13 protein-coding genes are annotated in these 13,735 nt (G+C 34.8%); 8 read left to right on the top strand and 5 right to left on the bottom strand.

Going from position 1 to position 13,735, the window contains the following annotated elements; genetic code table 11:
• Nucleotides 1-247 precede the first annotated feature (247 nt).
• The 6 genes from tgt to K7G79_RS10930 all read left to right on the top strand — a co-directional run bounded on the left by tgt (nt 248) and on the right by K7G79_RS10930 (nt 7,445).
• The gene (gene tgt, locus K7G79_RS10955; RefSeq protein WP_223551624.1) at nt 248-1,378 is read left to right on the top strand and encodes a tRNA guanosine(34) transglycosylase Tgt; all 1,131 of its coding nucleotides are present in this window, start codon (nt 248-250) and stop codon (nt 1,376-1,378) included.
• Nucleotides 1,378-2,454 (top strand): LptF/LptG family permease, encoded by a 1,077-nt coding sequence (locus tag K7G79_RS10950; protein ID WP_223551623.1) that lies wholly within the window; start codon nt 1,378-1,380, stop codon nt 2,452-2,454. The genes tgt and K7G79_RS10950 overlap by 1 nt, the downstream gene beginning before the upstream one ends.
• On the top strand, nt 2,441-3,337 hold the full coding sequence (locus K7G79_RS10945) for a DMT family transporter (RefSeq protein WP_223551622.1): 897 nt from the start codon (nt 2,441-2,443) through the stop codon (nt 3,335-3,337). Before K7G79_RS10950 ends, K7G79_RS10945 begins: the two co-directional genes overlap by 14 nt.
• A 57-nt stretch (nt 3,338-3,394) precedes the next feature.
• A complete protein-coding gene (locus K7G79_RS10940; protein WP_223551621.1) occupies nt 3,395-4,348 on the top strand; it encodes an acetyl-CoA carboxylase carboxyltransferase subunit alpha in 954 nt (317 codons plus the stop codon).
• A 168-nt stretch (nt 4,349-4,516) separates the two neighbouring features.
• Nucleotides 4,517-6,055 (top strand): replicative DNA helicase, encoded by a 1,539-nt coding sequence (gene dnaB / locus K7G79_RS10935; RefSeq protein ID WP_223551620.1) that lies wholly within the window; start codon nt 4,517-4,519, stop codon nt 6,053-6,055.
• Between the two features lie 205 nt (nt 6,056-6,260).
• Nucleotides 6,261-7,445: an asparagine synthetase B gene (locus tag K7G79_RS10930; protein ID WP_223551663.1), complete on the top strand. Its 1,185-nt coding sequence runs from the start codon at nt 6,261-6,263 to the stop codon at nt 7,443-7,445.
• An 8-nt stretch (nt 7,446-7,453) separates the two neighbouring features.
• On the opposite strand, the gene K7G79_RS10925 is transcribed toward K7G79_RS10930, so the two are convergent.
• Nucleotides 7,454-7,891, bottom strand: coding sequence for a hypothetical protein (locus K7G79_RS10925; protein WP_223551619.1), 438 nt, complete (start codon nt 7,889-7,891; stop codon nt 7,454-7,456).
• Between the two features lie 119 nt (nt 7,892-8,010).
• Here K7G79_RS10925 and K7G79_RS10920 point away from each other — a divergent pair, with 119 nt between their 5' ends.
• Both K7G79_RS10920 and K7G79_RS10915 read left to right on the top strand, forming a co-directional pair.
• The gene (locus K7G79_RS10920) at nt 8,011-9,546 is read left to right on the top strand and encodes a sulfatase (protein ID WP_223551618.1); all 1,536 of its coding nucleotides are present in this window, start codon (nt 8,011-8,013) and stop codon (nt 9,544-9,546) included.
• 5 nt (nt 9,547-9,551) lie between these two features.
• A complete protein-coding gene (locus K7G79_RS10915) occupies nt 9,552-9,974 on the top strand; it encodes a secondary thiamine-phosphate synthase enzyme YjbQ (protein WP_223551617.1) in 423 nt (140 codons plus the stop codon).
• Nucleotides 9,975-10,057: 83 nt separating this feature from the next.
• Here the strand turns inward: K7G79_RS10915 and rplT are convergent, their stop codons facing one another.
• From rplT to thrS, 4 genes are all read right to left on the bottom strand, one after another.
• Entirely contained in the window at nt 10,058-10,402 is a 345-nt protein-coding gene (gene rplT, locus K7G79_RS10910) for a 50S ribosomal protein L20 (protein WP_223551616.1), read from the bottom strand.
• A gap of 144 nt (nt 10,403-10,546) precedes the next feature.
• Nucleotides 10,547-10,744, bottom strand: a complete 198-nt coding sequence (gene rpmI / locus K7G79_RS10905) for a 50S ribosomal protein L35 (RefSeq protein WP_223551615.1) — start codon at nt 10,742-10,744, stop codon at nt 10,547-10,549.
• 85 nt (nt 10,745-10,829) lie between these two features.
• Complete coding sequence (gene infC / locus K7G79_RS10900) at nt 10,830-11,375, bottom strand: translation initiation factor IF-3 (protein WP_223551662.1); 546 nt, start codon at nt 11,373-11,375, stop codon at nt 10,830-10,832.
• 31 nt (nt 11,376-11,406) lie between these two features.
• A complete protein-coding gene (thrS, locus tag K7G79_RS10895; protein WP_223551614.1) occupies nt 11,407-13,341 on the bottom strand; it encodes a threonine--tRNA ligase in 1,935 nt (644 codons plus the stop codon).
• Nucleotides 13,342-13,735 lie beyond the last annotated feature (394 nt).

The following is a 13,735-nucleotide window of genomic DNA, read 5'->3' as shown; positions in this document are numbered from 1 at the left end:
TTTATTAAGATTTAAAAAAAGGGTTTTCATCCATTTATTAACGATTTATTGTGATTTGCTAACAATTTTGATTTTATTAAGAAATAGGTCACATATAGTTACCTATATTTGTTCCCTGTTGATTTTCTTAGAATGAAACATCCAAATCAAATACTTATCCCATTTTAGATAATGTTTATAAAGATGTTACATGACTGAACTGAGCATTGTAGAAGTGTTCCGTATGAATGAGCAATAAATGCAACACATGAAATTTGAATTAAAAGGAAAAGACTCCCAAAGTAGAGCAAGGGCAGCAACTATAACCACAGACCACGGTGTTATTGAAACACCAATTTTTATGCCTGTGGGTACAGTTGCTTCGGTAAAAGGTGTGCACCAACGTGAACTTAAAGATGATATTAACCCAGATATTATATTGGGAAACACTTATCATTTATACTTAAGGCCACAAACCGATATTTTAGAAAAAGCAGGAGGGTTACATAAGTTTATGAATTGGGACAGAAATATCTTAACCGATTCTGGCGGCTACCAAGTGTATTCCTTATCTGCAAATCGAAAAATCAAAGAAGAAGGTGTAAAGTTCAAGTCTCATATCGATGGAAGTTACCACGTGTTTACCCCTGAAAATGTTATGGAGATTCAACGTAGTATAGGGGCAGATATTATTATGGCCTTTGATGAGTGTACACCTTACCCTTGTGATTACAACTATGCAAAGCGTTCTATGCACATGACACATCGTTGGCTGGACAGGTGTATTGCCCATTTAGATAAAACACCATTAAAATATGATTATGATCAAGCTTTTTTTCCAATAGTGCAGGGCAGTACCTATAAGGATTTACGTCAGCAATCGGCAGAGTATATTGCCAATGCAGGAGCTGTTGGAAATGCCATAGGAGGGTTGTCGGTAGGAGAACCGGCGGAAGAGATGTATGCAATGACCGATGTGGTTTGTCATATTTTACCAGAAGACAAACCACGTTATTTAATGGGCGTAGGAACACCTATTAATATTTTAGAGAATATTGCATTAGGTATTGATATGTTCGATTGTGTGATGCCAACCCGCAATGCCAGAAACGGCATGTTATTTTCAGCTAATGGTACAATCAACATCAAAAATAAAAAATGGGAAACCGATTTTTCACCTATTGATGAAATGGGCATAACATTTGTAGATACTGAGTACAGTAAAGCCTATTTAAAACATTTGTTTTCGGTTAATGAACTTTTGGGCAAACAAATTGCAACCATACATAATTTAGGTTTTTATTTATGGTTGGTTAGGGAAGCTAGAAAACATATATTAGCTGGAGATTTTAGAACTTGGAAAGACAAAATGGTAAAACAAATGGATAAGCGTTTGTAATGAAAATACTGGATTGGTACATATTAAAGCGCTATATCTTTACATTTTTAATGATGTTATTACTGTTTATTCCCATTGGAATAACGGTACACCTTGCTGAAAAGATTGGTAAAATTTTAGAAAATGAGGTACCTTTTGCTGAGGTGATGCTCTATTTTTTAGACTTTACCATTTATTTTGCCCATTTGTTGTTTCCGCTTTTTTTGTTTTTATCGGTTATTTGGTTTACTTCTAAACTAGCCAATAATACTGAAGTTATTGCCTTTTTAAGCTCTGGGGTGTCTTTTACACGATTTTTGAGGCCTTATTTAATAGGCGCTTTTGTTGTTGCCATTTTATCTATTGTTTTAGGACTTTATTTGGCGCCAAGTGCAAGTGAAGGATTTAACGATTTTAGTTATAAATATTTAAAAAAGGGGAGAACAGCAGTTGAAAACACTAATGTTTATAGACAATTAAACGATAACGATATTATTTACGTAAGTAGTTTTGATGTTAAAAATAAAATAGGAAGAAATTTTGTATTCGAACATTTTGAAGACAATAAGTTAGTGTACAAAATAGATGCCAATAATATTAAATACATTGAAAAGGATTCCATTTATAGACTTACAAATTATGTAAAACGAAAAGTTGGTGAAGTAAATGATATAATTGAAGAAAGCAAAAGTAAGGATACCATTTTTTCATTTGATGTAGACGATTTAACACCTGTTATATATATAGCCGAGACATTGGGCTATAAAGAACTTAATGAGTTTATAGAGAAAGAAGAATTAAGAGGTTCTTCGAATATTGGTAGGTATAAGTTAGTGAAGTATAGGAAGTGGAGTTTACCGGTTTCAGTATTTATATTGACTATTATTGCTGTAGCCGTATCATCTATAAAACGACGTGGGGGCATGGGCGTAAATTTAGCCGTAGGGATTTGTATAGCCATGGTATTTGTGTTCTTCGATAAAATATTTGGGGTTATGGCAGAACAATCTGATTTTCCACCGGTAATTGCAGTTTGGTTTCCTAATTTTATTTTTGGTATTTTAGCTTTATACCTACTAAGGAATGCCAAACGATAGAATAAAAAACTACTTACATCTACATTTTTTAGTATTTATTGCTGGTTTTACAGCCATTTTAGGCGAATTAATATCCATTAAGGCCATACCATTGGTGTGGTTTAGAATGTTAATGGCTAGTATTTTAGTATTTGCTTACATAAAAATGGCTAAGGTGAAATCAAAGATTTCTCTTAAAGCTATTTTACGGTTTTCAATTGCTGGAATTATAATTGCTTTGCATTGGATAACCTTTTTTGGTGCAATTGATGTTGCCAATGTGTCTATTGCATTGGCTATGTTTTCAACAGGAGCCTTTTTTGCCTCCTTAATTGAACCAATAATATATAAGCGAAAGATTATTTGGTATGAAATTCTTTTCGGAATATTTGTCATCGCTGGGGTATATATCATAACACAAAGTGAGATAAAATATTTATCCGGTATGATACTCGGTATCACATCAGCTTTTTTATCATCCTTATTTGCAGTGTTAAATGGTAAATTTTTAAGGCAACACACCGCTACGGTTATTTCGTTTTATGAGTTTATTAGTGGTGTAGCGTTCATTTCAATTTTTATTATGCTTTTTGATGGTGGATTTTCAACAGATTTTTTTTTATTGAGTGCAGCAGATTTTTGGTATCTTTTTATTCTGGCTTCAGTATGTACCGCTTATGCATTTATCGCTTCGGTTTATGTTATGCGGCTAATTAGTCCTTTCACGGTTGTATTAACCTATAATTTAGAGCCTGTTTATGGCATTATAATGGCAGTTATTTTATTTCCAGAAAAGGAAAAAATGAGTAACTCATTTTATTATGGAGCAGTAATAATAATTAGCACGGTACTGTTAAATGGGATTATAAAAAACTTGAGATATTTAAAAAGAAAGGATACTTAACTATTTAAGACGATTAAAGTTTTTATATTTGTAGGCTAACTAAAACTAGGAATTTTTATGGAATATTTAGAGTTTGAACTTCCAATAAAAGAACTTGAAGAACAATTGCAGAAGTGTAAGGTCATAGGTGAAGAGAGTGATGTGGACGTTACCCAAACTTGCAAGCAAATAGAAAAAAAGTTAAAAGAAACCCGTAAAGAAATATACAAAAACCTAACAGCTTGGCAACGTGTCCAGCTTTCCCGTCATCCGGATAGGCCTTATACCTTAGATTATATTCGTGCCATTTGTGGTAGTTCGTTTTTAGAGCTGCATGGCGATAGAAACTTTAAGGACGATAAGGCGATGATAGGTGGATTGGGAAAAATTGGCGATCAAAGCTTTATGTTTATTGGTCAACAAAAAGGGTATAATACTAAGACTAGGCAGTATAGAAATTTTGGGATGGCAAATCCTGAAGGCTATCGTAAAGCTCTAAGATTGATGAAATCAGCTGAAAAATTTGGTATTCCTGTAGTAACTATTTTAGATACACCTGGAGCCTATCCTGGACTTGAAGCTGAAGAACGTGGACAAGGAGAAGCCATTGCACGTAATATTTTGGAAATGACCAGACTAAAAGTACCTATCATAACAGTTATTATTGGTGAAGGTGCTTCAGGTGGTGCTTTAGGAATTGGTGTTGGTGATAAGGTTTTAATGTTGGAAAACACATGGTATTCTGTAATCTCTCCAGAATCTTGCTCATCCATTTTATGGCGTAGTTGGGAGTATAAAGAACAGGCTGCTGCAGCATTAAAATTGACCGCTACCGATATGAAGAAGCTAAAATTAGTGGACGATATTATAAAAGAACCTTTGGGTGGTGCACATAGAAATCGTGAAAAAGCATTTGAATTGGTAAGTGATGCCATTGTTAATTCTTATGGGGAGTTTAAAAACTTATCACCAAAAGAATTAGTTGACCAACGTATGGAAAAATATTCAAACATGGGTGTATTTAAAGGGTAATCCTTTTAAAATCATACCTTAATAGAAATCTGAAGTACTAACTTCAGATTTTTTTATGGTTATCGACAATATTTTTTAGTTATTAACAGTTCAATTGTTAATGACTAGTGGACAACAGCAATTCTCGTTGGCTTTAAAAAAAAATTCTTTTTAGTTACTTTCGCAACTATGAAACAACCCAACCAAATACAAGGATACAAAGTAGATAAAAGTACGCTTATCAATTTAGAAAAAGGAAAATTACCTCCTCAAGCTATTGATTTAGAGGAAGTTGTGTTGGGTGCGATGATGATTGATAAAAAAGGAGTTGATGAGGTAATAGATATTCTTAGTCCAGAAGCATTCTATAAGGAAGCCCATCAACACATTTTTGAAGCTATTTTTCAATTGTTTGAAAGTAGTGAACCAATAGACTTATTAACTGTTTCCAGTCAATTAAAGAAAACTGCAAAACTGGAATTGTGCGGTGGAGATTTTTATCTCATTTCCTTAACCCAGAAAGTATCGTCGTCGGCTCATATCGAGTTTCACGCCCGTATCATTCTGCAAAAATTTATCCAGCGGAGTTTAATTAAAATCTCGAATGAAATTATTGAGGATTCCTATGATGAAACCAAGGATGTTTTCGACTTATTAGATAAAGCTGAAGCCAAACTTTATGAGGTTACACAGGGTAACATTAAAAAGTCTAGTGAAACAGCTCAGGATTTGGTAATCCAAGCGAAGAAAAAAATTGAGGAAATTTCAAATAAGGAAGGTTTAAGTGGTATCCCTACAGGTTTTACAAAGTTAGATAAATTAACTTCGGGTTGGCAACCTTCCGATTTGATTATTGTAGCAGCTCGACCTGGTATGGGTAAAACTGCGTTAACGCTGTCTATGGCAAGAAATATTGCTGTTGACCAAAATATACCTGTGGCATTTTTCTCTTTGGAGATGGCCTCGGTACAATTGATTACCCGTTTGATTTCTAGTGAAACAGGGCTGTCTTCAGAAAAGCTAAGAACCGGAAAGTTGGAAAAGCATGAGTGGGAGCAATTAAACGTAAAGGTAAAGGGCTTAGAGAAAGCGCCGCTTTATATTGACGATACCCCCTCGCTCTCCATTTTTGATTTACGAGCCAAAGCAAGACGTTTATCTTCCCAATATGGTATTAAGTTGATCATGATCGATTACTTGCAATTAATGACTGCAGGAGGGAATAACTCAGGAAACAGGGAACAGGAAATCTCAATGATTTCAAGAAACCTAAAGGCCTTGGCAAAAGAATTAGATGTGCCTGTAATTGCATTATCACAATTATCACGTGCAGTTGAAACCCGTGGCGGTAGTAAGCGTCCATTATTGTCCGATTTAAGAGAGTCTGGTGCCATTGAGCAAGATGCAGATATCGTGAGTTTCATCTATAGACCCGAATATTATAAAATAGATGAGTGGGATGATGAAGAACGTTCTCCTACTGAAGGTCAAGCCGAATTTATTGTTGCTAAACATCGTAATGGAGGATTGGATAATATTCGATTGAAGTTTATAGGACACTTGGGTAAATTTGATAATCTGGATGATTTCGATTCACCTTTCGAATTCCATAGTAAGATGAATGCAGCTGCAAACGATGATACTTTTAAGTCAGATGCTTTTAAAGCAAGCCCAGATCAAGCTTTTGGAAGTTCGTTTAATGATGAAGAAGACGAAGTGCCATTCTAGATCTTTTCGTTTTAATATTTTCATAAATAGTTTACCTCGGAAATATTTTTAAGTATCTTTCGGTATAAATAATAGATTTTGTCATTTCGAAGGAGGAACGACTTAGAAATCCCATAACATTTACTTTAAATTGAAAAGGATACTAATTACATTACTATTTATAGGTTTAGGGTTAAAAACCTATGCCTCCTATGTGCTTATTCCCATGGACGCCGACAGCCAAAAAAATCATTTAAAGGCTTATGGTATGACGTATTGGACGATTAGTAAGCAGTTAAAAGTAAAATGGCTACTCAATTATAGGGGAGGCTCTTTTTTGTTGCCTAATAGTGAAGCGATTCAAAAAGAATGTCAAATTCGAGGCGTATCTTTTGAAATTATTTCTAATGCTAAAGCAGAAAGTATTTTAGAGGAAGTTAGTAGTCCAAGTCAAAATATGGAGGCTGTAGTTTTGGAAAAAGCACCAAAAATAGCCGTTTATACCCCCTATGGCGATCAACCTTGGGACGATGCTGTTACCATGGTACTCACTTATGCCGAAATTCCTTATGAAACTGTTTATGACGAAGAGGTTTTAAATGATGGTTTGCTATTGTTTGATTGGTTGCATTTGCATCATGAGGATTTTACAGGCCAGTATGGAAAATTTTATGGGGTTTATCGTGCACAATCGTGGTATATAGAAGATAAAAAATCTGCTGAAGCTTTGGCAGAAAAATTAGGTTATGCTAAAGTGTCTTTGGAAAAACTAGATGTTGCAAAGAAAATTAGGGATTATGTCATTGGAGGGGGATTTATGTTTGCTATGTGTAGTGCCACTGATAGTTTCGATATTGCTTTGGCAGCTGAAGGTATTGATATTTGTGAACCTATGTTTGACGGGGATGGTAGTGACCCTGCTTATCAAAATAAAATCGACTATAATAAAGCTTTTGCCTTTACAAATTTTATATTAGAGCAAAACCCATTAGTCTATGAATTTTCATCAATAGATATGACACGCAAGCGCCAAATACCTAAAACAGCTGATTATTTCTCTTTAATGGAGTTTTCTGCTAAATGGGACCCTGTGCCTACCATGTTATGCCAAAACCATACAGCCTTGGTCAAAGGTTTTATGGGACAAACCACTTCGTTTACACGTAGTGAAATCAAACCCAATGTATTGGTCATGGGAGAAAACAAAGCCAACGGTGAAGCTAAGTATATTCATGGAATTAGGGGCAAAGGCTTTTTTACGTTTTATGGTGGTCACGACCCTGAAGATTACCAACATAGGGTTGGCGATTCTAAAACAGAATTGGATTTGCATCCAACATCTCCTGGATATCGTTTAATTTTAAACAATGTGCTTTTTCCAGCTGCTAGAAAGAAAAAACAAAAAACTTAATTTTAATACTATTCAGCTACAAGAGTACGCTGCAAGGTATATATTAAACCGTCGGCAGCAGTACCGGTAGATTTTTCATTTTCATTAATAATCATGGTATTTTCGGACGTGAATATCAATTCACCAACCTCTGTTCCACCTATGGTTAAAAAATCACGTGAGTCTGTTTGATCAAGTAAATAATCATATGTTCCCGAATCCCAACCGTCTTGTTTGGTATCATCTGTATTGTCGTTTTCAATGGTTAACTTTAAAGTAGTTTCGTTAAATGACCAAACTATAGTCCCTAAACTAAAACTATCATTTACCCCAGAAACTCCTCCTGAAACATTGATCAAATGCCAAAGACTTTTATAGGTTTGTTGGTCTTGATCTGTATCGTTTTTTAAAGAACAACTAGTAACACTTAAAACTATGGCCAATAAGAAGATTATATTTTTTTTCATTTTTAAATAATATTTGTTTATTAGATGTAAAATTAAAAAAAGGTTGCGTCAAAAAAATACAATACAATTAAATAAAACATAATGAAAATTGTAAATTTAGCAGATAACCTTTTTTATTGATGAAAACATATATAACCTTAATGATTTATTTGTTGTATATCGTATTGCTTTTCAATTGTAAAAACGAAAAGCATGAAACGGTTATATATAATAAACCTAATATCCTTTTTATTCTTTCTGACGACCACACTTCACAAGCTTGGGGGATTTATGGTGGTATTATAAAGGACCACGTTAAGAATAAAAATATAAAACGTTTAGCCAATGAAGGAGTGGTACTCAATAATGCATTTTGTACTAATTCCATTTGTTCACCCAGTAGGGCTAGCATCTTAACAGGTCAGTACAGTCATATTAATCAGGTCTATACTTTACGAGAACCATTACCAGATAGCCATCCTAATATAGCCAAAACTTTAGGAGATAATGGCTATCAAACAGCTGTGATTGGTAAGTGGCACTTGGTAAAACAACCTGAAGGCTTTCAGTATTTTAATGTTCTTCCTGGTCAAGGGCGTTATTGGGATCCTATTCTTAAAAGCAAGGACAATTGGAAAGATGGTCATAACGGTTCTGTAGGAAAGGTGTATAAAGGGTTCTCCACGGATGTAATTACCGACTTAACTATTCAATATTTAAAACAAAGGGATGTGTCTAAGCCCTTTTTTATGATGTGTAATTTTAAAGCAACTCATGAACCATTTGAATACCCCGATCGCTTTAAAGATTTGTATAACGATATTGATATCCCAGAACCACAATCGCTACTGGACTTTGGTAAAGGTACGGGCGGACGCACTTTTGTAGGGCAAAAATTAGAAAATTTGGAGGCAAGATGGGAAGAAGCTTATCGTCGTCCTGATGAATTTTGGACCAGTTATCCTGGTTTGCCTTTTGAAAAAGAAGGTTTGGATAGTATTGGGTTGCGACAAAAAATCTATCAAAAATTCGTAAAGGATTTTATGCGTTGTGGTGCCACTATTGATGATAATATTGGTAAACTTTTAGATTATTTGGATGAAGCAGGTATCACCGATAATACAATTGTAGTTTATACGGCAGACCAAGGCTATTTTTTAGGGGAGCATGGGTTTTTTGATAAACGATTGATTTATGAGGAATCACTTAGAATGCCTTTTGTTATTCGATACCCAAAAGAATTGAATGGTGGACAACGGATAGATGATATTATTTTGAATATAGATTTTGCAGCACTATTGGCAGATTATGCGGGTATAGAGAAACCCAATTATATGCAAGGTGAAAGCTTTAGGGAAAACTTAAAAGGAAAGCCACTTAGAGGGTGGAGGAAAAACATGTATTATCAATATTGGTTACACGAACCGAAAAGACCGGCACATTTTGGCGTAAGAAATGACAGGTATAAATTAGCCTATTTTTATGGAAAGGGATTGAATAAATATGGAGCTTCTAAAACAGAAACATCTCCTACATGGGAATTTTATGATTTAGAAAAGGATCCTAAGGAGCTAAATAACGCTATTCGTGATTCAGTATACCAGCCAGTAATAAAAATAATGAAAGAGGAAATTAAACAACTGCAATTACAATACAAAGTTCCTAAAATAGAATAGCTACTATGCAATTTTTTCAAAGTCAGTTACAATTAAAACCGTACCCTAGAGGGTTTCATTTAATTACGAAAAAGGTTTTACAAGCTATTCCTGAAATAGAACAAATAAAAGTAGGACAGTTACACGTATTTATTAAGCATACTTCTGCAAGTTTAACCATTAATGAAAATGCAGATTATACAGTAAGAACCGATTTTGAAAACCATTTTAATGTATTGGTTCCAGAACATGCTTCATATTATGAACATACCTATGAAGGAGTTGATGATATGCCGGCACACATTAAAGCGTCATTACTTGGAGCGTCTATACTGGTTCCAATTACTAGTGGTAGGCTTAATTTAGGGATTTGGCAAGGTATTTATTTATGTGAACATAGAGACCATGCATCATCTCGAAATTTAGTGGTAACTGCGTTTGGTATTTAAAACGTGATATAAAAAGCCCGATTCAATTTTGAATCGGGCTTTTACATTAAGCGAATAATATGTTTTACATTAGGCGATACGCCTTATTTAACTCTATCTACAACTGCTTTAAAAGCTTCTGGGTTATTCATTGCTAAATCGGCTAAGACCTTACGGTTTAATTCGATATTGTTAGCTTTTAATTTCCCCATAAATTGAGAATAAGATAATCCATGTTCTCTAGCTCCAGCATTAATACGTTGGATCCATAAGGCACGGAATGTTCTTTTTTTGTTTCTACGGTCTCTATACGAATATTGCATCGCTTTTTCAACCGCATTTTTAGCTACTGTCCAGACGTTTTTACGTCTTCCAAAGTAACCTTTTGCTTGTTTTAGAACCTTTTTTCTTCTGGCTCTTTTTGCTACAGAATTTACTGATCTTGGCATAATTTTAATTGTTTTTGTAGTAGGCGGCAGATAATCTGCACTTCTTTATTTCTCTTAAATTGTAAATCTAAAATTTAAGATCTACAATTGTCAATTAATTGGCCCACTCCAGGGTTTATAAATAATTTAACCGGTTAAACAGTGTTACTTTAAACGTAACATTAATTTAACATTGTTCTCGTCAGCCTCATTTACCGTAGTGGCATGAGTTAACGCTAGCTTACGCTTTTTAGACTTCTTTGTTAAGATATGACTTTTAAAAGCGTGCTTTCTTTTAATCTTACCAGTACCAGTTAACTTGAAACGTTTTTTGGCACTAGATTTTGTTTTCATTTTAGGCATTGTCTTCTCCTAGTTTTTAATTAATTCGCTTAATTATCTTCATTTTACTGTCCCGAATATTATCAGGCTTATTTCCGTAATAACTTTATTTTTTAGGAGCAATAAACATGGTCATTCGCTTACCTTCAAGTTTTGGCATTTGCTCAACTTTCCCAAATTCTTCTAAATCCTGGGCCAAGCGTAATAATAATATTTGTCCTTGCTCTTTAAATATAATGGAGCGTCCTTTAAAAAATACAAAGGCTTTTAACTTGGCCCCTTCCTTTAAGAACTTCTCGGCATGTTTCTTTTTAAATTCGTAATCATGGTCATCGGTTTGAGGGCCAAAACGAATTTCCTTTATTACAACCTTACTGGCTTTCGCCTTTAAAGCCTTATCGCGTTTCTTTTGTTCGTAAAGAAACTTTTTATAATCCATAACTTTACATACAGGGGGGTCGGCATTTGGTGAAATTTCAACAAGGTCTAAACCTTGATCATCGGCTATACTTAGAGCTTCTCTAATACTATATATACCTACTTCAACATTATCGCCTACGACTCTTACCTTTGGCGATGTAATTTTAGAGTTAATTCTATGCTTATCCTCTTGTGAAACCCTTTGGGGTTGTCTTCTTCTTCTAATTGCTATGGCTTATAATTTTTAATTAAACTTATTTTCCTTAAAACGACTTTAGCGTTTTATTAATATCTTCTTTTATTATTTTGGCAAAGTCTTCAGTAGAAATCATTCCCAAATCTTGGCCACCATGTTTTCGTACTGTTACTTTATTTTCATTTTTTTCTTGTTCACCAATAATGAGCATATAAGGGTGTTTTTCCATTTCGGCTTCCCGAATTTTTTTCCCAATTGTCTCATTTCTATGGTCTACAAGGGCGCGAATTTCGTGATTTTCTAGCAAATTTAAAACTTTTTCAGAGTATTTTTCATATTTCTCACTTAGCGACAGGATTTTAACCTGAATGGGCATAAGCCAAATAGGGAAATTGCCTCCTGTGTGTTCTAATAATAACGCTACAAAACGTTCCATACTACCAAAGGGTGCACGGTGAATCATTACCGGACGGTGCATTTCATTGTCACTACCCTTATAAGTCAGGTCAAAACGTTCAGGTAAATTATAATCTACTTGTATCGTTCCAAGTTGCCAACGCCTTCCCAAAGCATCTTTAACCATAAAGTCTAGTTTAGGCCCATAAAATGCAGCTTCTCCAGTTTCGATAACGTAGTCTAAACCTTTATCTTTTGCTGCATTAATAATGGCTTGTTCTGCTTTTTCCCAATTTGAAACATCACCAATATATTTATCGGGGTTTTCGGGATCCCTTACCGAAACTTGAGCTGTAAAGTTTTCGAATCCTAGGGAGCCAAAAACATAAAGCACCAAATCAATAACATCTTTAAACTCTTTGTCCAATTGTTCGGGAGTACAGAACAAGTGGGCATCGTCTTGAGTAAAGCCTCTAACTCGGGTTAAACCGTGCAATTCACCACTTTGCTCATATCGGTAAACGGTACCAAATTCAGCAAAACGTTTTGGCAGATCTTTATAACTCCATTGTGAACTTTTATAGATTTCACAATGGTGTGGACAATTCATAGGTTTTAATAAAAACTCCTCATCTTCTTTTGGCGTATGAATAGGTTGAAAACTGTCCTCGCCATATTTTGCATAATGTCCAGAAGTGACATATAGTTCTTTTTGGCCAATATGAGGCGTAACCACCATTTCGTAACCTGCTTTTTTCTGTGCAGTCTTTAGGAAGTTTTCTAAACGTTCACGCAAAGCAGCTCCTTTGGGCAGCCATAAGGGCAGTCCTTGACCTACTTTTTGTGAAAAAGTAAATAGTTCCAGTTCCTTGCCAAGTTTTCTGTGGTCGCGTTTTTTGGCTTCTTCAAGTAATTGTAAATATTCAGTAAGCTCTTTTTGTTTCGGAAATGAAATTCCATAAACCCTTGTTAGTTGTGGTTTGTTTTCGTCTCCTCGCCAATACGCACCAGCAACACTTAATACCTTAACTGCCTTTATGATGCCAGTATTAGGTATATGGCCTCCACGACATAGGTCGGTAAATGTGGAATGATCACAAAAAGTAATAGTGCCATCCTCTAGGTTTTTTATAAGTTCAGTTTTAAACTCATTGTCTTTATATAAGGATAATGCTTCATCTTTGCTCGCTGAACGCATCTTAAAATCATGCTTGCCCCTTGCAATTTCCAGCATCTTATTTTCAATCGTTTTAAAATCCTTTTCTGATACAGTATGTTCTCCAAAATCCACATCGTAATAAAACCCATTTTCAATAGCAGGACCTATGGTAAGTTTGGCACCAGGGAAAAGCTCTTCAATAGCTTGAGCTAAAACATGCGCAGAGGAGTGCCAAAAAGCAGCTTTGCCCTCATCATCCTTCCAGGTATAAAGTACCAAAGATCCATCCGTAGTTAATGGAGTAACGGTTTCCACTTTCATGCCATTAAAACTTGCCGAAATGACATTTCTGGCAAGGCCTTCGCTAATGCTTTTAGCAACATCCATTGGTGTAATACCTTTTTCAAATGATTTTTTGCTCCCGTCGGGTAGTGTAATATGTATCATTAATATAAATTGAAATCCGGCTGCAAAGATAAGAGTATAACTAAATCCACACAATATATATATATGTATAATTTCACTAGACTTAAATTAAGTGTAACTTGCTTGATATTTATTATGTTTTGTCGTTAGCACCAAAAAGTCCGGTGAATTGTTAGTATGCTTTTTTGTTGCTGTCTTTGTGGTACTTCAGAAAAGTTCATAGATGGGGTATTTGTACTTATGATTTTTTTTATAGCCTTCTCCTATTGACGAAGACAAATGTATAGTTGGTCCTGTTTTTTTTTACGGGGATTGCTTAGGGGCAAAAAGTTTTGTTCATAAATATCGGGATATAAGGCAGTTAAGATTGGGGCAAAAAAATATTAAAAAAAAAGTACAAAAAGTTCTTGTGGAA

This window comes from Aestuariivivens sp. NBU2969, from assembly GCF_019931125.1.
Classification (GTDB): Bacteria; Bacteroidota; Bacteroidia; order Flavobacteriales; family Flavobacteriaceae; genus Aestuariivivens; species Aestuariivivens marinum.
The sequence above is the reverse complement of the archived record's forward strand: the minus strand, read 5'-3'. Positions and strand labels throughout refer to the sequence as shown.

Excerpts from the sequence above, each read along its gene's own strand:
- tgt (WP_223551624.1), top strand. The coding sequence starts at position 248 with ATGAAATTTGAATTAAAAGGAAAAGACTCCCAAAGTAGAGCAAGGGCA.
- K7G79_RS10950 (WP_223551623.1), top strand. The coding sequence starts at position 1,378 with ATGAAAATACTGGATTGGTACATATTAAAGCGCTATATCTTTACATTT.
- K7G79_RS10945 (WP_223551622.1), top strand. The coding sequence starts at position 2,441 with ATGCCAAACGATAGAATAAAAAACTACTTACATCTACATTTTTTAGTA.
- K7G79_RS10940 (WP_223551621.1), top strand. The coding sequence starts at position 3,395 with ATGGAATATTTAGAGTTTGAACTTCCAATAAAAGAACTTGAAGAACAA.
- dnaB (WP_223551620.1), top strand. The coding sequence starts at position 4,517 with ATGAAACAACCCAACCAAATACAAGGATACAAAGTAGATAAAAGTACG.
- K7G79_RS10930 (WP_223551663.1), top strand. The coding sequence starts at position 6,261 with ATGGACGCCGACAGCCAAAAAAATCATTTAAAGGCTTATGGTATGACG.
- K7G79_RS10925 (WP_223551619.1), bottom strand. The coding sequence starts at position 7,891 with ATGAAAAAAAATATAATCTTCTTATTGGCCATAGTTTTAAGTGTTACT.
- K7G79_RS10920 (WP_223551618.1), top strand. The coding sequence starts at position 8,011 with ATGAAAACATATATAACCTTAATGATTTATTTGTTGTATATCGTATTG.
- K7G79_RS10915 (WP_223551617.1), top strand. The coding sequence starts at position 9,552 with ATGCAATTTTTTCAAAGTCAGTTACAATTAAAACCGTACCCTAGAGGG.
- rplT (WP_223551616.1), bottom strand. The coding sequence starts at position 10,402 with ATGCCAAGATCAGTAAATTCTGTAGCAAAAAGAGCCAGAAGAAAAAAG.
- rpmI (WP_223551615.1), bottom strand. The coding sequence starts at position 10,744 with ATGCCTAAAATGAAAACAAAATCTAGTGCCAAAAAACGTTTCAAGTTA.
- thrS (WP_223551614.1), bottom strand. The coding sequence starts at position 13,341 with ATGATACATATTACACTACCCGACGGGAGCAAAAAATCATTTGAAAAA.